16 protein-coding genes are annotated in these 17,253 nt (G+C 58.6%); 5 read left to right on the forward strand and 11 right to left on the reverse strand.

What is annotated here, in order from left to right:
* Positions 1 to 17 precede the first annotated feature (17 nt).
* Together P8935_RS03770 and P8935_RS03775 are read right to left on the reverse strand one after the other, a co-directional pair.
* Positions 18 to 3,992, reverse strand: coding sequence for a DUF2339 domain-containing protein (locus P8935_RS03770; RefSeq protein ID WP_348263683.1), 3,975 nt, complete (start codon positions 3,990 to 3,992; stop codon positions 18 to 20).
* A gap of 65 nt (positions 3,993 to 4,057) precedes the next feature.
* A complete protein-coding gene (locus P8935_RS03775; RefSeq protein ID WP_348263684.1) occupies positions 4,058 to 4,228 on the reverse strand; it encodes a hypothetical protein in 171 nt (56 codons plus the stop codon).
* 117 nt (positions 4,229 to 4,345) lie between these two features.
* Here P8935_RS03775 and gcvT point away from each other — a divergent pair, with 117 nt between their 5' ends.
* Complete coding sequence (gene gcvT, locus P8935_RS03780; RefSeq protein ID WP_348263685.1) at positions 4,346 to 5,500, forward strand: glycine cleavage system aminomethyltransferase GcvT; 1,155 nt, start codon at positions 4,346 to 4,348, stop codon at positions 5,498 to 5,500.
* 68 nt (positions 5,501 to 5,568) lie between these two features.
* On the opposite strand, the gene P8935_RS03785 is transcribed toward gcvT, so the two are convergent.
* The 4 genes from P8935_RS03785 to lipA all read right to left on the reverse strand — a co-directional run bounded on the left by P8935_RS03785 (position 5,569) and on the right by lipA (position 9,095).
* Positions 5,569 to 6,108, reverse strand: a complete 540-nt coding sequence (locus P8935_RS03785; protein WP_348263686.1) for a DinB family protein — start codon at positions 6,106 to 6,108, stop codon at positions 5,569 to 5,571.
* 100 nt (positions 6,109 to 6,208) lie between these two features.
* Positions 6,209 to 6,793: a ribosome recycling factor gene (gene frr, locus P8935_RS03790; RefSeq protein WP_348263687.1), complete on the reverse strand. Its 585-nt coding sequence runs from the start codon at positions 6,791 to 6,793 to the stop codon at positions 6,209 to 6,211.
* Between the two features lie 90 nt (positions 6,794 to 6,883).
* The gene (locus P8935_RS03795) at positions 6,884 to 8,080 is read right to left on the reverse strand and encodes a Gfo/Idh/MocA family oxidoreductase (protein ID WP_348263688.1); all 1,197 of its coding nucleotides are present in this window, start codon (positions 8,078 to 8,080) and stop codon (positions 6,884 to 6,886) included.
* A 91-nt stretch (positions 8,081 to 8,171) separates the two neighbouring features.
* On the reverse strand, positions 8,172 to 9,095 hold the full coding sequence (gene lipA / locus P8935_RS03800; RefSeq protein WP_348265307.1) for a lipoyl synthase: 924 nt from the start codon (positions 9,093 to 9,095) through the stop codon (positions 8,172 to 8,174).
* A gap of 204 nt (positions 9,096 to 9,299) precedes the next feature.
* Between lipA and P8935_RS03805 the strand changes: the two genes are divergently transcribed.
* The gene (locus P8935_RS03805; protein ID WP_348263689.1) at positions 9,300 to 9,587 is read left to right on the forward strand and encodes a hypothetical protein; all 288 of its coding nucleotides are present in this window, start codon (positions 9,300 to 9,302) and stop codon (positions 9,585 to 9,587) included.
* A gap of 60 nt (positions 9,588 to 9,647) precedes the next feature.
* On the opposite strand, the gene P8935_RS03810 is transcribed toward P8935_RS03805, so the two are convergent.
* The 3 genes from P8935_RS03810 to P8935_RS03820 form a co-directional block, all read right to left on the reverse strand.
* Positions 9,648 to 11,708 carry a S9 family peptidase gene (locus P8935_RS03810; RefSeq protein ID WP_348263690.1) on the reverse strand — a complete coding sequence of 687 codons (2,061 nt, stop codon included), beginning with the start codon at positions 11,706 to 11,708 and terminating at the stop codon, positions 9,648 to 9,650.
* Between the two features lie 100 nt (positions 11,709 to 11,808).
* Complete coding sequence (locus tag P8935_RS03815; RefSeq protein WP_348263691.1) at positions 11,809 to 12,231, reverse strand: hypothetical protein; 423 nt, start codon at positions 12,229 to 12,231, stop codon at positions 11,809 to 11,811.
* The gene (locus P8935_RS03820) at positions 12,228 to 12,590 is read right to left on the reverse strand and encodes a cytochrome c (protein WP_348263692.1); all 363 of its coding nucleotides are present in this window, start codon (positions 12,588 to 12,590) and stop codon (positions 12,228 to 12,230) included. Before P8935_RS03820 ends, P8935_RS03815 begins: the two co-directional genes overlap by 4 nt.
* Before the next feature lie 187 nt (positions 12,591 to 12,777).
* Here P8935_RS03820 and P8935_RS03825 point away from each other — a divergent pair, with 187 nt between their 5' ends.
* Genes P8935_RS03825 through P8935_RS03835 form a run of 3 tightly spaced genes read left to right on the forward strand, consistent with a single transcriptional unit; the run spans position 12,778 to position 15,946 of the window.
* On the forward strand, positions 12,778 to 13,908 hold the full coding sequence (locus tag P8935_RS03825) for an HlyD family efflux transporter periplasmic adaptor subunit (RefSeq protein WP_348263693.1): 1,131 nt from the start codon (positions 12,778 to 12,780) through the stop codon (positions 13,906 to 13,908).
* Entirely contained in the window at positions 13,905 to 14,834 is a 930-nt protein-coding gene (locus P8935_RS03830; protein WP_348263694.1) for an ABC transporter ATP-binding protein, read from the forward strand. Before P8935_RS03825 ends, P8935_RS03830 begins: the two co-directional genes overlap by 4 nt.
* Complete coding sequence (locus P8935_RS03835; RefSeq protein WP_348263695.1) at positions 14,831 to 15,946, forward strand: ABC transporter permease; 1,116 nt, start codon at positions 14,831 to 14,833, stop codon at positions 15,944 to 15,946. Before P8935_RS03830 ends, P8935_RS03835 begins: the two co-directional genes overlap by 4 nt.
* Positions 15,947 to 15,972: 26 nt before the next feature.
* On the opposite strand, the gene P8935_RS03840 is transcribed toward P8935_RS03835, so the two are convergent.
* Both P8935_RS03840 and P8935_RS03845 read right to left on the reverse strand, forming a co-directional pair.
* Positions 15,973 to 16,764: a DUF1080 domain-containing protein gene (locus P8935_RS03840; protein ID WP_348263696.1), complete on the reverse strand. Its 792-nt coding sequence runs from the start codon at positions 16,762 to 16,764 to the stop codon at positions 15,973 to 15,975.
* 137 nt (positions 16,765 to 16,901) lie between these two features.
* Entirely contained in the window at positions 16,902 to 17,138 is a 237-nt protein-coding gene (locus P8935_RS03845; RefSeq protein WP_348263697.1) for a hypothetical protein, read from the reverse strand.
* Positions 17,139 to 17,253: the final 115 nt, after the last annotated feature.

A 17,253-nucleotide genomic window follows, 5' to 3' on the forward strand; every position in this document is an offset into this window, starting at 1 on the left:
TGTCATTAGAACAGCAACTAAAGGAATTTACGTATCTTCTCGCTGAAACGTGTGTAAAGAAAAGATACAGACAGCAGCGCGGTTCCCAATACGATCAGCGTAACGTAGCGGTCCGGTGGCGCCAGTGCCCACACATCCATCAGCAGAATCTTTGCCACGCTCACCAGCAACAGGCCGAGCCCCGCGAGTCGGAAGCTGCGTTCGCCGACCACCAGAGCAAACAAGAATGTACCGAGGCCGAGCAGGCTCCACGCAATGGTGATGTGGCCGGAGCTGAGTTTGACGGCCAGTGCCGCCACCATCATGCCGAAGGGCGCGAAGAAGAACCATTGTTCCGGTTTGCTGAGCGCTGCGATAAAAGGTTCAGATAGTTTGATTGAAGCGCCGGTCCAGAAGTCGCGGCCGCGGAGTTTGAACGCGAAGGGCAGTGCGGCGATCAAGATCAGCGCAGCTACCGAGAGGCGATAGAGAATTCCGTGCCAGAAGTCGCCATGGGATTCGCCAATCAGATCGAAGAGCAGACCGTGCAGGACAGCCACAACGGCAAGGACAATGGCTTGAAGCATGAACGTGCGACGCCGCATGATCCACGCCAGTACCATCAGTGCGGTTGCCATGGCGGCCCAGATGGCGGTGATCCATCCCTCGCCTCCGTGTACATAGAACGGAAAACGCACGCCGAACCAGACTACGAGGCAGAAGATTCCAGCAGCATCCGCGAGAAGACCAACGATGTGCTCGGCTTTAGGGGTGCGCGTGAAATCCCGGGTTCGCTCCAGCAGCAAGTAGCCGCCGGTGATCAGGATCAGGACTTCGAGAAGTGTGGATCCAACGAGGGTAAATTGTCGCGCATTTGGTTGGCCCGACAATCCAAAAATGGAATAAGGCAAATCGTGGTCAAGGTATACCGCGAAGGCGACGGCGATCAGCATGTATCCCTGCCAGCGCAGAAAGCCTTTCTTCACGAAGCGACCAATTTCAAAAAGCGCGACGCAGAGCGCAACAAGAACGGGGGCGATCCACGGATCGTGGAGGATATCGAAAGTCAAAAATAGAAGCAGGACAGCCGAGGCCCACGAGTACGCGGCGGGAACAAAGTTACGTTCGCCGGCAACAGTCTTACGGCGCATGCCGCAATACAGCAAGGCAACAGCAATCAAGAGCGGAGTGCGATGATTCCAGTCGCTGTGCCACAAATCCCAACCAAAGAGGCCAACCAATGAAGTGATCGCGAGCGCATCTGCCTGCAGCGGGAGCGCTTTGCTTGCGACCCAATCTGCGGCAAGGCCGAGCGCGAGTACCAGCCCGAGCCATCCCACTGCGACCCACGCGGAAGGTAGCGCGACCCATATGGCTGTAGCTGCTGCGGCGGTGCCAATGCAACTGGCAAGAGGCAGCATCACCGCTTCCCAAGCGGCTGGATCCCAGATGGGCACTGCAGTGAGTTTTGGAAGGAAGCGCGGGAACAACTCGGCGCGGGACCAGAAAGCCAGGGCGGTGAGACTCAGGACGGTTGTAAACACGGCATGCCGGCTGGGGTCGGCATTCTCGAAGCGGAAGAAGACCAGCGGCAGAACGTGATGGAAGATAAGAACGCCCGCAGTGGCAAGAGCGAGCACATCGCCTTCCAGTGGCGGCATGGTGGCATTGAAGCGATGGCCCAGAATAACCAGAACAAGAAACAGCGCGACCCAGCCCAGAGGCAACCAGGGATCGGGCATGCAGACCCACAGTGCAGCGGCGGCCGCGGCCAGTCCAAGCCAACTGGTGCAGGGGAGGATAAAGGCAAACCATCGACGCAATGTTTGTGCCGGCGATCCTTCCGGATCAAGAGGCGGCAATGTGCGCGGAAAAATCTCTCCGCGCAACCAGTAGGCAAGCGCCGCGACCGAGAGCACGACGGTCTCGACCGCATGATGGCTGGTATCGGCGTTGCCTAATCGGAAAAACGCCAACGGCAACACGTGATCGAAGAACAGCAGTCCCGCAGCGCCCAGCCCTAGAACATCGCCCTCCAGCAGCGGATTGGTGGCGCGGAAGCGGTGGCCCAAGAACACGAGAACCAGGAACAGCGAGATCCAGCCTACTGGGAGCCACTCATCGGGCAGCACGACCCACAAGCAAGTTGCAGCTGCACCGAGTGCGAGCCAGCTTGAGAGCTTGAGAGCTAAGCTTTCCAGCGGGCTGGCTGCAATTTCAGGCCAGCGTCGCGGGTAGATTTCGGCATGGGTCCAGTAGAGAATCGCCGCGAGGGCGAGTCCGGCGGTCAATGACCAATGGCGACTGGTGTCGCCAGCCATTGCGCGCTCGATGGCGAGCGGCATGACGTCGTGGAGGGCGAGGACGCCGCCCGTAATAACACCTACAAGCAAGCCGAGGCGGCGAAAGATCGGTTCACCCAACCGCAAACCGGCGATGGCCAGCACCTGCGCCTGCACCAGCCAAAGCACCGGCCAGCTCACGCCATGGAAGCGGAACGGCACGGATGAGACCAGCAGAACGACGGCGATGGTGGAGAGCACGACGAAGGCCTGACGACGCTTCTCCTTCGCCCACCAGGCAAGCGCCATCTCAAAGATGCCGAGCGCAACCAATGCCCAGAAGGCCCACTCCGGGTGCGCCGACTGAAACTTGAGCAGCCCAAGCACACCGCCGGAGTTAAGAATTGCCGAAACGCTGGACAGGTTTTCTTCGCGCTTGTCGAGCGGGGTGCGGAGAATGTAGGCCAGTCGAAAAATCAGCCAGTAAAGCAGGATCAACGCAGTCGAGGGCCAGAATTGTGCGAAGTCGCCGTGGTTATCGGGAAGAACCCTGGTAAGCCAGACGAAGTGGCTGCTGTAGACCGCGATCAATCCGCACAACTCGAGGACTGCCCAGTGACGAAGGGTCGTGACTACGACCAGCGCGATGGCAAGGATGGCGCTTGCTGCCAGGGAGAAGGCGACGGTCTGCGTGGGCTCTTCGATGTGGCTCGTCAGCAGTGTGGCGAAGCCCAGCATGAAGGCCAGCGCGGTAACGGTCTGCGACTTATAGCGCAGGGAGTGGCCAACCATGCCGGCTGCGACCAGCATCATCAACAACAGGTCAACGGGCAGCGAATCGACGATGCGCGCAGCCTGCAGGTGGTACATGGCGAAGGTGGTGAAGTAGGCGAGGGCCCATCCTCCGCCGATGCCGCCGCGCGCGAAGATGCGGTAGGTTGGTTTGCGTTCGAGCCAGACGCCGCCACCCAGCAGTGCAAAGCTTACGGCGAATCCGCAGAGCACTTTGCCGCCGGGTCCCCACGTCTGCAGTTTGTAAGCGAGGAAAAACGCCAGCCCGATGACGAGGATGGCGATGCCGATTTTATTGAGCCAGTTCGCGCCGAGTGTTTGTTCGAGTGAGAATTGGCGTTCGTTCTTTTCTGCGGCAGCGTTTGCCTGTTGAACTGCCTCCGCTTGAAATGCTGCGGCAGCATGCAGGGGTGGCGCAGAGGCCGGCGCGGGCTGCTTCGCTGGTTCTGCCGGTTTTGAGGGTGGGATCGGCGAAGCGGGTTCCTTCGCAGCAGTGGGTTGGGTGGCAGGCTGAATTTCGGAAGCGGGCTTCGGCGCGGGTGCCGGCGCGGGCGGTGGTTGTGATGCTGCGACTGGAGGTGTCGCAGGTTCGGGAATCGTACTGGGAGCGGGTGCAGGCGGCGGGGTGGATTCTGCCGGTTTGATTGCCGGCTTGTACGCTGCCACGGGAGGCGCGACACTGTGCGTGGCTTGTGTTGGCTCAGCCTGACGCGGGGGCTGCTGCGCCGCCTGAGGGGCGGTGGAGGACTCAACTGGAGTTGCGGGCGATTCGTTGCGCTTCGCGTTGTCTCTAATCAGGGCGGCGACCTGCGAGCGCAGAAATTCAATTTCGCGTTCGAGGCGATCTACCGCTTCACGCAAGCGTTCGCGGGTGTCGCGGCTGCTGTTCCAGACCGAAAGGACAACGATCCCCAGAACAATAATCAGGAAATAGTCCATAAAGGTAGTTGGCGGGAATTATACGGGGGTTTGAGCCGCTAACACCGATATCTTGCCATCTACCTTCACACAGGAGTGTTACGGCTGATTTGAACAAAGTGCCACACAGCGAGGCCCAATGCCAAAACGCCCAAGCCGTAAGCCATCCACGCGTAATGGCCATGATGAATTTGCCAGCCGCGCCAGAATGCGAATCCGGCGGCCACGATCATGAGGATTCCACGAAATGGATTCAAGGCGACTCCTTCCATTGGCTGAACAAATCATCTTAAGCCGTGAACCGGGCGGTTTGACCCGCGAAGGAGGGGTGCCTATCGTGGATAGGGTAGATTTTGTCGAAAGGACCACGATTCATGTCCACACCTGCCGCACCAGTTGCTCCCGCACTTAAAAAGACAGCGCTCAACGCCACCCATCGCGCACTGAAAGCCAAAATGGTCGACTTCGGCGGCTGGGACATGCCCGTCGAGTACCCCGGTCCTGGCGGCGGGCTCATTGCCGAACATATGGCCGTGCGAACCGGGGTGGGGCTTTTTGACGTCAGCCACATGGGCGAGATCCAGTTTCGCGGGCCCGGCTCGCTGGACGCCGTGCAACACATCACGATGAACGATGCGTCGCGGCTCAAGGACGGACAGGCGCACTACTCCGCACTTCTCACGCCGGAAGGAACGTTTGTTGACGACATCCTGGTGCACCGGCTTGGCGAAAACGACTATCTGCTGGTAGTTAACGCGGGGACGAAGGACAAGGATTACGCGTGGATCCGCCAGCAGGTGGGCAGCCGGCCCGGTATCCATGTGAGCGACTATTCGAGTTACTATTCGCAGCTTGCATTGCAGGGACCCCGCGCACTGGAGACGCTGCAGAAGCTGACAAAGGTGGATCTGAGCGCGATCAAGAATTACTGGTTCACGTTTGGACAGGTTGCCGGTATTCATAATGTTCTGATTGCGCGTACCGGCTACAGCGGCGAAGACGGATTCGAAGTGTACATACCGTCAGATGAAGCAACCACCGTGAAGATGTGGGAAGCCCTGATGGAGGCTGGCGCGGAGTTCGGCATCCGGCCGTGCGGACTCGGGGCGCGGAATACGCTACGCCTCGAAGCGGGCATGAGCCTGTATGGCCATGAGATTTCAGAAGAGATCAACGCACTTGAGGCGGGACTTGATCGTTTTCTCAAACTCGACAAGGAGGAGTTCATCGGACGCGATGCTCTGCTGGCTGACAAGGCTAGCGGCGGACCGAAGCGCAAGATTATCGGCCTCGAAATGGTAGAGCGCGGCATAGGTCGCGATGGCTATACCGTGCACGATCTCGAGGGCAAGCAGATTGGTGTCGTCACTTCCGGTTCGCCTGCACCGTTTCTCAAGACGAACATTGCAATGGCGCTGGTTCCGGCGAGCGTAGCCCACAGCGGAAGCGATGTGCTGGTCCAGTGCAGGGCCAATTCGGTCAGGGCGAAGCAGGTGCCGATTCCGTTTTACAAGCGGCCGAAGAAGTAGGCTCTTCGCGTCAGTTTTGAATTCTAAGTTCGTAGTTCGTTCTCGGAGCTGTTGGACTTAGAACTCGCTCATCCCCCGTGCCCATTGCATTTCAACACGCCTAGAAAGGCTCCGAAGGGACCGACCTCATCCCGGTATTGGTGCGCCATGATGCGCGAGATCTGGTGGAGGTGGGTCAGGTCGTGCGCAGCCCAAGTAGCCAGCAGATTCGAAAGCGTAACGGCACCGAGCGATGGATGGCGGCCTCGAAGTTCAAGCTGCTCTGGCTGTAGATTGAGGGCGCGCAGATCATCGAGGCAGCCCGCGCGAACGCGCCGAAACTCATCGAGAAGCCGAGGAAGACTTTTGCCACGGCACTCTTCGACATGCCCACGGCGATCGAATGGATCAAAGGGTTTGTTTTCGCCATGTTCAAGGATCATGTGCGCACGCGGCATCCAATCGACGCGATCGGCGTAGATGAGATGGCCGACGACATCGACGACCGTGAAGGTTTCGCCGCCTTCATTGTGATGAGTCCACGTCTCCGGAAGTCCTCGCAACAACTCATCCAGTGCGCCCGGCGTGCGCTCAAGCAGAGCCACGGTGTCTTGCAGATTGTGTGCCATCAATTCTCGATGCGGAACGGGTTGTGAGGGATGCAAACAAAGACCGCAACGCCGTTTGTGTAGGCATTGCGGTCATATTGCATTTGATTTAGTCGACTGCTCAGACCTGCATGACTTCAGCTTCCTTCTTGCGCGAGAGTTCTTCCATGCGGCGAATCTCTTCGTCGGTCATCTTCTGGACCTCTTCGAGGGCGCGCTTCTCATCGTCTTCGCTGATCTTTTTTTCCTTCGCAAGCTTCTTCAATGCGTCGTTGCCATCCCGGCGTACATTGCGGATCGCGGTGCGGTGCTCTTCGAGAACCTTGTTGAGATGCTTGACCACATCACGACGGCGCTCTTCGGTCATGGGCGGAACGGGTACGCGAATCACCTTGCCGTCGGAGATGGGATTAAACCCGAGATCGGAAGCCTGGATAGCCTTCTCGATCTCTTTGATGATCGAGGGATCCCAGGGCTGAATGAGAATGCTCTGCGGTTCGGGGGCACCGACCTGGGCCATCTGGTTGATGGGCGTCATGGTGCCGTAATAGTCCACCTTGATCTGGTCAAGCATGTGCGCGCTGGCGCGTCCGGTGCGCGTGGAAGCCAGGCTGGCCTGGAAGGTTGCGACGGCCGCATCCATGCGCCGCTTCAGGTCGCCCGAGAGTCCCTTAAGTGCTGGATTACCATCCATAAACGATGCCATGGTCATTTCCTCGCTATGCCAATTGCCAACGGCTATTCTACAACCCGGCGGTCGGGCTCGGGTCGCATACGGAGATCTCCAAGAGCCTCGCTATGCTTCGAGCGTTACCCGTTTTGCGGCGAGTTGTGCCTTGATGACGAGCTCCGCAGCGAGCAGGCATTGCACCTGGTCTTGGGCGGTATGCGTGCGGTTGACGACATCCGCCACGAACTGTGGGCCAAACGGCAACGGTATGTTGTTGCAGTCGATGTAGCGGGCCTGCTTGCTGTCGACAATGAACAGATTATTGCCCTGCGGTTTGACTGCGACGTCGGTGTATTTGCGGATTTCGATGTAGCCATCCGTCCCAAGGATGAAGAGACGGCCATCGCCCCATGTGCCGAGGCCATCTGGGGTAAACCAGTCCAAGCGCACATAACCGAGTCCGCGATTTCCGCGCAGCACCATGTCGCCGAAGTCTTGGAAGTCAGGATGGTCAGGATGGCGGATGTTGGCGATCTGCGATTCCACCACTTCAGCCTGGGTTGATCCCGTGTAGAAGAGGAATTGATCTACCTGGTGCGAACCGATATCGCAGAGAATTCCTCCGTAGAGTTCAGGCTTCCAGAACCAGTCGGGCCTGCCTGTTCCGCCGCCAGCCACGCCGCCATGTTGGAAAATCTGGTGAGGGGCAATGTTGATGGTCTGGATCACCTTGCCGATGGCTCCCTGCTGTACTAGCGTTCCCGCGTAAACCGCGGCTTTCACTTCAAGCCGCTCGCTGTACATGATGGCGTAGATGCGTTTGGTTTCAGCTATCGTCTTGCGTACTTCGGCAAGCTGTTCAAGCGTTGTTATGCCGGGCTTGTCAGAGAGAAAGTCCTTGCCAAGCTTCATAGCCCGCACGCCGAGTGGTGCGCGTTCACTGGCGACCTGCGAGCTGAGGACAAGCTGGATGGACGGATCATTCAGAATCTCGTCCTGCGTTTGGACCATCTTCACGTTGGGGAAGCGCTTGGTGAAGGCGGCGAGTTTGTCTTTTTCTCCGCCCCATGCCGCCACCAGTTCGCCGCCGCCGCGCTGTATGGCGCCCACCATGCCGTAGATGTGATCGTGGCTCATCCCGCAGACGGCAAATTTGATGTGGTGTACAGGAGCTTCCTCGGCCTGAACGGGCAACGTTTCCTCGCTCACGTATGAGAAGTCACCGCTAGCTGTGAAAGCCCGCGCAGCGGGACTGCCGGACAGCATACCAATCGAACCCATGAGGCTTGCTTGTTTCAGAAAACCACGCCGGTCAGTCGACATGCTGTCGTCTCCTTATTCCATTAGAAGGACAATTTGAAATCACGCCAGCGCATTGCCACAAGCGTCAAGTCATTGATGATGTGCGAGAATCTCAAGCCGAAGGCTGCAATGCAATCAAGCCGGTCGACGCTGCCTGCTCGTGCGCGTGATAGCTGGAACGAACCAGCGGACCCGACTCGACGTGGCGGAAGCCCATCTTGAGAGCTTCGATCTTCAACTCGGCGAATTCTCTCGGCGTGTACAAGCGCGCCATGGGCAAATGATCGCGAGATGGCCGCAGGTATTGCCCGATGGTGAGGATATCGCAGCCGACGTCAGCCAGATCGCGAAAGACCTCGATGAGTTCGTGTGTCTCTTCGCCCAGGCCGACCATGACCCCAGACTTCGTGACGCCCACCGGATTCAACTCTTTGGAATAACGCAGAAGTTCAAGGGAACGTTCATAACGCGCGCCTGAACGGACAACGCGATAGAGTCGCGGGACGGTCTCGGTGTTGTGGTTCATGACTTCAGGCTTGGCGTTGACGACGATACCGATGGCTTCGGGGTTGCCCTGGAAGTCCGGAATCAGCACCTCGACGCGGCAGCCGGGCGCTTGCTTTCTAATCTCGTCAATGACCATGGCGAAGATGCGGGCGCCGCCGACAAGATCATCGTCGCGATTCACGCTGGTGATGACGGCGTGTTCGAGGCCCAGAATTGCCACGGCCTCGGCTACGCGGCGTGGTTCATCCATATCGATCGGCTCAGGGCGGCCCTTGGGGACCGCGCAGAATCCGCAGCGGCGGGTGCACAGGTTGCCCAGCATCATGAAGGTGGCGGTCTTGTGATGCCAGCATTCGCCGATGTTGGGGCAATGCGCGCTTTCGCACACGGTGTGCAGGCCAAGCGAACGAGCAAGACGCTTCAGGTCGTGGTAGTTTTCGCCCACAGGGGCGCGAGCCTTGAGCCACTCCGGCTTGGGAGCGGGCGTCTTGCGCGTGAGCTGAATCTGCACCAGTTCCATCTCTTCCATTGTAGCCGGGGCCTGCGATCCGCTTTGCTGCGCCGGGTCGGTCGACTGCATACCGAACTGCAGACTACGGCGGGGACAATTGAAAGATTATTCGCTTCGATGAAACCAACCCGTTGGCTGAAGACTCTCTGCCTGTGAGGAAGCATCCAATGCCGTTAGTTCCCTAGGAACCGGGGTACAATTCCAGCCGAAGAGGAGGCTCGTGTGAAAGGTGTTCTGGTCGTAGCCGTCGCTTGCTTGGCTCTAGGACTCTTCATCATCTTCTATTTCTGCCACGGAACAACAGGCCTCTCGCTTGCCTATCCGCTATCGGCCGCTTCGATTCACATCGACATCACCACAACTGGCGTTGGGGTGCCCATCGCGATTGGGCTCACGCTGCTTGGCGCTTTCTTATTGATTGTTGCCACCATCATCGCGTTGGTCGGCTTGCTGCGGAAAAAGGGCGAATTTCCGCCCAGTAAGCGCCGCGAAGCTGCGTTTGAGGAATAGAAGTCCGCGGAGGCGTGGAGGAGATGCTTCCCTGCTCCCGCGGAATTCTAGGCAGAGCTCTTATTCCGCCTGCTTGTTGGGAGTTGCGGCGGTCGGAGCCGGATTAGCCGGTTTCAGATATTTATCCCACCAGCCCAGCCAGCGCTCGTAGCGATCCTTGATGAAACTTGGCCGTGTAAATCCGTGGAACTGGCCGGGGTAGACGACGAGTTCAGTCGGTCGGCCGAGCGACTTAAGCGCTTCATACATCTGCTCGCCTCCCAGCAATGGCACATTCATGTCGGAAGTGCCTCCCATGAAGAGCATCGGGGTATGCACGCGTTTGTCGATCTCGAGGAACGGGTAGCTCATCTTGATGTAGAGCTGCAGATTCTTCCACGGCGGCCCCAGTTCGTTGTCGTATTGCAGGATGTACTGGTCGACGCCGTAGAAAGACATCGGCGCGGCCACCCCCGCCCCGCTGATCCCTGCTTTGAAGCGATCGGTGCTGGCGACGGTGTAGTCGGTCAGGATGCCCCCGTAGCTCCATCCCGTCACCGCCAGCCGATTCGGATCGGCTACGCCCATCGCGATTGCCTTGTCCACGCAGGCCAGCAGATCTTCGACCTCGTAGTGGCCCCAGTCGGCGGCGATGGCTTTCGCGTAGTCCTGTCCGCGGCCTGAACTGCCGCGATAGTTCACGTTCAGTTCGGCGTAGCCTTTGGTGGCCAGCCACTGGCGCATGAAGTCGAAGCTGTGCTCGTCTTGACCATTGGGGCCGCCATGAATGAAGAGGATCATCGGCACCGGCGTTCCCGACTTGAAGTCTGCCGGCCGAGTTAGCAGCCCATGAACCTCCAGGCCCTCCTTGTCCTTCGCTTCAAGGTCCTCCGTGGGAACCAGGTTCAACTCCGCCATCAGCGCATCGTTGTGCGTCGTCAGCTTGCGTAGTGCGCCGTTCTCGAGCGCGTAAATCTCAGCAGGCGAGCTGTCGTTGGTGTACAGAACAGCCGTGTGCCCGCCTTCCTGATCCCACCCCATCACCGCACCCGGCTGCGCAAGTTCGCGCTTGACGCCGTCACCCGATAACTCCACCTCAGCGGGATATTGATTGCGATCGTCCGCAACGAGGTAGCGCAGATGCCCATCCGCTGAAAAAAATGGCTGGCTCACGCCACGATCGAACTTCGCCGCCGGATAGCTGACTTTGCCATCCAGCGTCACCACAGCGGGCTTGTTCTGCGAGTACTCCAACAACTGCAGCTTCGCGCCCTGCGTGTACGCGATCGACTTCGAATCCGGCGACCACGCCAGGCGGCCGCCATCAGGGCCGGTCCACGTCGTCAGCTTTTTCGGTGTCGATCCTGCTTTTGCCTCGACCACAAACACGTCGGAGTTGTTGCTGCGGTCAGCATCAGGATCGGCGTTGCTTTCAAACGCAACCCAATTTCCATCTGGTGACCACTCCGCGCCGTTCTCATTCACGCTCTTGCTGTTGGTCAGCTTTTCCGCTTTTTTGGTCGTCAGATCCCAGAGGTACAGCGCGTTGTACGCATCGTTGCGTAAGTATCCCTGGATGTCCTGCTTGAAGTGGTAGCGATCGATCACAATCGGCTTGGGCGGCGCGGGAGGCTTGCCCTCTTCCGGATCAGGCTCGGCCTTGGGATGCAGGGAGAGCAGTAGCTTCTTCGAATCCGGAGACCATGCGTATCCCTGGATGTTCTGGTCGGTAATATTTGTGAGCTGCTCGGCTTCGCCTCCGCGCCGGTCCATCACCCACACTTGGTCGCCCTTGGTGGTTCCCGGACGCGACGACATGAAACTGATGTAGTGGCCGTCAGGGCTGAACTTCGGTGCCGACGCGCCCTCCTTGCCGTAGGTCAACTGCAGATGGACTGACCCGTCCCACTTCACCATCCACAAGTGCGATTGCGATTTGTCTTCCTTAGTGTCGACCTGGCTGACCGAATAGACCACCCACTCGCCGTCTGGCGAGACAATCGGGCCACCAACGCGCTGCAGTTTTGCAAGATCGTCAAGGTTGATATCGCGCTTCTTCGGTGCATCGGCTGCGTGTGCTGCAAGAGTTGTGGAAAGGATCAGAAAGACAGAGGCGGCAAGGTTCAATTTGCTTAGGGACATGGGCAAGAGATTACCATTCAGCCGCGCATGGATTCCATGAGAATGTGATCGAGTAAGCGCAGTCTTTGCTTTCACTTCGAGCGGACTAAAAGTGCGGCGTCTAGCGCAGCTTTTCTCGAACTTCAATTCTTACGAGGTAGAAGAAGAAGACCAGGTTGAGCAATCCCTGAATCAGCGCAGGAAGCATGTGGAGGTGCGCATAGATCCACACGTTGTACCCGCCCAGCATGAGCACGGCTGCCAACGCCATGGCCCATGCCCATCGAAACAGCATCAACAGTCCACCGCATGCCGCGAAAAGAAACACTGGCAGCAGTAGGAAGAGTGCGGGGTAATGGCCGCCGACCACACCAATGATGATGACGACGGCGAGCAACAGCAGATAGAAGGAGATGGCAACGAGACCCGGAAGCGGGACCAGTTCTCGCTTTGGCGATGGTGCGGTGTTCGATTCTACGACTGAATGGGTCGAGGGCTGAGAATGATTTGCCGATTCGATCTGGTTGCTACGCTCGTCGCTCATAGGGTGTGCATATAAGCCAGCAGGTCGTGCAACTGCTGGTCATCGAGCGCGGTGCCAGGCATGGTTCCGTGACCGTGCAGGATCACCGCGGTCAGTCGCTCATCCGTAGGTGGCGCCCCAGAGGGCATGGACTGGACCTTTGTGATGGCTTGTAGACCTGGCCCATGCAGACCGTGGGTGGTGGTCGGATAGTGGCACTTCGCGCAGGCCTGGTGAAACACTGCCGCGCCCCGTGCTTCTTCGGGTGTCCACTCCGACTCAGGTTTCGATGGGGGCAGCGATTTGCATCCGGCCATCAGCGATAGCGTGGATATGCCAGAGAACAATGCAAGTGCGCAACTGCAAATACGGGTGTGCATTTCTCCTCTGATAATACAGGCCTTCCATGCCTTTTGAACCGTTGTGCGCCAGCTCACAGCGGCCTTGAAATGCCGTGCCATGCTGAAGATGTCTTGAAACCTTTTGCCTCGATTCGCCGCAAGGGTTGTTGATGGCCGCGCGCCGGCAAAGTTGTGCGCGGCTTGTATAGCTGCGGGAAGGAATTGCATGAAGCGCCGTCTCATCATCGTTGGAGTGATCGCGACTGTGGTCATTGCTGCCATCTGGCTGGTGTTTGCATGGCAGGCCCATCTTGCGCGCTTCGACTATTCCGGCACGGTGGAAACGCGCGAGATCCAGATCGGATCGAAGATCGGCGGCCGCGTCGTTGCGGTTCCAGTCGAAGAAGGCCAGATAGTCAAGGCCGGATCCACGCTTGTCCTCTTCGAATGCGATGAGTTGAAAGCCCAGCGCGCGCAGGCCGCGGCATCACTTGAGCAGGCGCAGGCCGATCTCGACAAGATGCAGCGCGGCAATCGTCCTGAGGAAATTGTCCAGGCAGAAGCGACAGCGCGTGCGCAGCAAGCCGCGCTGGAATCGGCGCGAAATGGCCCTCGTCGCCAGGAGATCGACCAGGCGCAAGCTGACTACTCTGCCGCCTCCGCGGATGCAAAGAACGCCGAGATCTTCTTTGAGCGTATGCAGAAGCTAGTCGCGACCGACACCATCTCGCGCCAGCAATTTGACGACGCCCGGGAAAAGCGAGATTCCGCTGCGCAGCGCGCCGAATCCGCGCGTCAACACCTCGCACTTTTGCAGGCCGGGACACGCGTTGAAGATCTCCACGCCGCTGAAGCCAGATTCAACCAGGCAGATGCCGCCGCGGTTCTCGCCCGCAAAGGCTTCCGAAAAGAGGATATCAATGCGGCACGCGGAAGGCTCGCCGAAGCGCAGGGCCGCGTTGCGGAGCTCGATGCACGCCTTCGCGAGGCGGAACTGACCGCGCCGTCTGACGCGGTCGTCGAAGTGGTCAGCGTGCGCCCCGGCGACCTTGTCCCCGCGGGCCGCATCGTGATCACCCTGCTTGAGGCTTCGCAGCTCTGGGTCAAGGTCTATGTGCCCGAAACCGATCTCGCCCACGTGCGAGTTGGCCAGCATGCAACTGTCCGCGTCGATAGCTTCGGCAATCACGCATTCGAAGGACATGTTGGCCAGATCGCATCGCAAGCGGAATTCCTCCCTCGCAACGTGCAGACCAAAAGCGATCGCGAACACGAAGTCTTTGGCGTAAAGATCTACGTCGACAATGCGCAGCAGATTCTCAAGTCGGGAATGTCGGCGACGGTGCGCCTCGAATGACGGCCGTAATTACAGCCGACCATCTCACCATTCGCTTCGGCTCGTTCACTGCGGTCAACGACGTTAGCTTCGAAGTGGGCAAAGGCGAGCTCTTTGGCTTCCTCGGCCCTAACGGTTCGGGCAAGACCACCATCATCAAGGCGCTTTGCGGATTGTTGCAACCTACAGAGGGCACCGGACGCATCCTCGGCATGGATATTCGCAAGGATGCCGCTGAAATCCGCCGCCACGTCGGTTACATGTCGCAGAAGTTCGGCCTGTACGAAGACCTCACTGTTGCCGAGAACATGAATTTCTATGCCGGGGTTTATGGTCTCTCCGCCGATCGAGCCGCCGAGCGCACGCGGGAACTGCAGGTTCTTACCGGCATTGAGCCATATATGAACCGCCGCGCAGGCCAGCTTTCCGGCGGATGGAAGCAGCGCCTGGCGCTCGCCTGCTCCATCATCCACTCTCCCGAGGTGGTCTTCCTTGATGAGCCGACAGCCGGTATCGATCCCGTCGCCCGCCGCGCTTTGTGGGACTTGCTCTTTCAACTTTCCGGGCAGGGCGTGACCTTTTTTGTTACGACGCATTACATGGATGAGGCCGAGCGCTGCGGCCGCGTCGGCTACATCTACATGTCCAAGCTCATCGCTATCGGGACGGTCGCTGAATTGCAGAAACTTCCCGATGCTAACCCCACGGGTACATCGCGCATTCAGATCACCGCACCCAATCCTTCCGCGCTGCTCGACAGTGTGCGTCACCTGGCCGGTGTTCGGGAGGCCACCATCTTCGGACGCTCCATTCATGCGCTTGCCGAAGATGATCATCTCGCCGATCTTCGCGCGCAACTTCCCCAAGCGAAGATTGAGATTATCGAGCCCTCGCTCGAAGATGTCTTCGTAACCCTCACCTACCGCATCATGGAGTCGCAGCGATGAGGGCCCTCTTCCACGGTCTTGTTCCTGTCTGCCGGAAAGAGTTCCTGCACATCATCCGCGATCCGGGCACTCTGTTCTTCGCTCTTCTCATTCCTATGCTGCAACTGTTTCTGTTCGGATTTGCGGTAGATACGAATATCCGCCAGGTTTCCACGGTTGTCCTCGATGAGTCGCACACGCAGGAGAGCCGCCGTCTTCTTGAGAGCTTCGCCGGATCCGACGTCTTCAATCTGAAGATCTACGCCGGCTCGCAGGACGAGATGTATGAAGCGATCCGCGCCGGAAAAGCACGCGTAGGCATTCGCATTCCCTACGACTATGCGCGCCGCCTGCAGGACGGCACTACCGCCACGGTCCTCGTACTTGTCGACGGCTCCGACTCGAGCGTTGCCGGCCAGGCAATGAGCACATCCACCGGCGTTGCGTTGAAGGAGTCGCTTGTCCGTGTTATGCCGAATGGCACAATGCCCATCGAAGTGCGGCCGTCGGTGCTGTATAACCCGGCCACGCGCTCGGCGAATTTCTTTGTGCCCGGCTTGATCGCGATCCTGTTGCAGGTAATGGCGATTTTGATGATCGCGCTAAGCCTCGTCCGCGAACGCGAACGCGGGACGCTGGAACAGTTGACCATGACGCCGGTGGCCCCACTCGGGCTGATGGTGGGCAAGATGATTCCTTACGGCGCGCTCACCTTCTCGGAAATGTGCGCCATTCTCTTCGTCATGCGCGTCATCTTTCAGGTGCCGATTCACGGCAGCGTGCTCCTGCTCCTGGCTCTCTCTATCCCGTTCCTGCTCACGGTGCTGGGCATCGGCCTCATCATCTCCACACGCGCACACACGCAGGCTGAGGCTTTTCAGCTGTCGATGGGAACAATTCTGCCGTCTGTGTTTCTTTCCGGCTACATCTTTCTCATTGAAAACATGCCGCTGTTTTTTCAGGGGATCAGCCGCCTGATTCCGGCGACCTATTACATCCAGATCCTGCGCGGCATCATTTTGCGCGGCGCAGGTATCAGCGAACTGTGGATTCCGGCCACAGTCCTTACGATGATGGGCTGTACCAGCACACTGCTGGCGGCTAGACTCTTCGTAAAACAGAGCGGCCACTAGAGCCTACTGGGGCGCGCAGATGCAGGCTAGGGAAGCTCGCGCACCCAGATGTTCCTGAAGCTCATTGGTTCGCTCTTGTCGCCATGCGCCTGCAGCTTGATCGGCGCCGTATCGTACTTCTTGTAAAACGGCTTGCCAATATAGAGCGTCTGTCCCTTCAGCTCAAAGTGATTCTGCACCAGTACGCCATTGAGGAACACGGTGACAAAGGCCGGCGTCTTCACGGAGCCGTCGTCGTTGAATGTCGGCGCCGTCCAGGCCACGTCGTACGTCTGCCACTCCCCCGGTTTGCGGCTGGCATTCGCGAGCGGAATCGACTGTTTGTAAATGCTCCCCACCATGCCGTTGACGTAGGTCGCGTTGTTGTATCCGTCCAGCACCTGCAACTCATATCCGTCATCCCCCGGGCCTGTCGAGGCGAGAAACACGCCACTGTTGCCCCGACCCTGACCGCTGCCGGTGATGCTGGCCGGAATCTTGTACTCCACGTGAAGTTGATAGTTCTTGAATTTGCGCCTGGTCTCAATGTTGCCACCGGCTTTGTTGACGGTCATCACGCCATCGTGCACATCCCAAAGCGCGGGCTGCTGATCTTTCACATTGACCCACTCGTCGACGTTCTTCCCGTCGAAGAGGACAACCGCGTCGGATGGCGGCGCATTGCATTCGGCGGCAGGCGTAACCACCTTCGGCACGGGCTGCCAGATCTCGGTATCTTCCGGCTTGGGCTTGGCCAGCGTGTCCTGCTGAGCATACGCAACAGTGACAGCGAACGTGAGGGCGGTAAGGGCGATGAGCTTCGAGTAGTGAGTATCCATGACAGGCGGGAGTATACACCGAAGGCCGTCACTTCCCGCGAAAGCCTCGCTATGTTGCCGTAGATATACCCTGTCGCAAACGCGTCGCTCAGCCCAGCTCGCAGCATGTACATTCACTTGCATGCACCGCTGGAGTGTCAGGCTACAGCCTCAAGCCAGCGACCGCGCTTGAATTGCATTTCAAGGGTAGTGCCGTCGATCTGAAGCTTGTAATTACCTTCTGGCGGTTTTTCGGGGATCCAGATATCAAGCGTTCTAATCGGCTCGAAGTTTGGAACGGTTTTTGTCACAAGTTCAACCCTGCATTTGCAGTGAATTCCGTTCCCGCTCAGCCAGCCCTGACGGACCTCTCGGGTGATTCGAATCGGTGGCATGGGAACTCCTGCCAACATTTTGTACTGAAGTGCGACTGATCTGCCAGAGGCAATACGGAGCCAGATGGTGGCAAGATTGGTGCGCCTAAGCCCCCGGATGGAATTGAGCCTCGTT

This window comes from Telmatobacter sp. DSM 110680, assembly GCF_039994875.1.
Lineage (GTDB): Bacteria > Acidobacteriota > Terriglobia > Terriglobales > Acidobacteriaceae > Telmatobacter.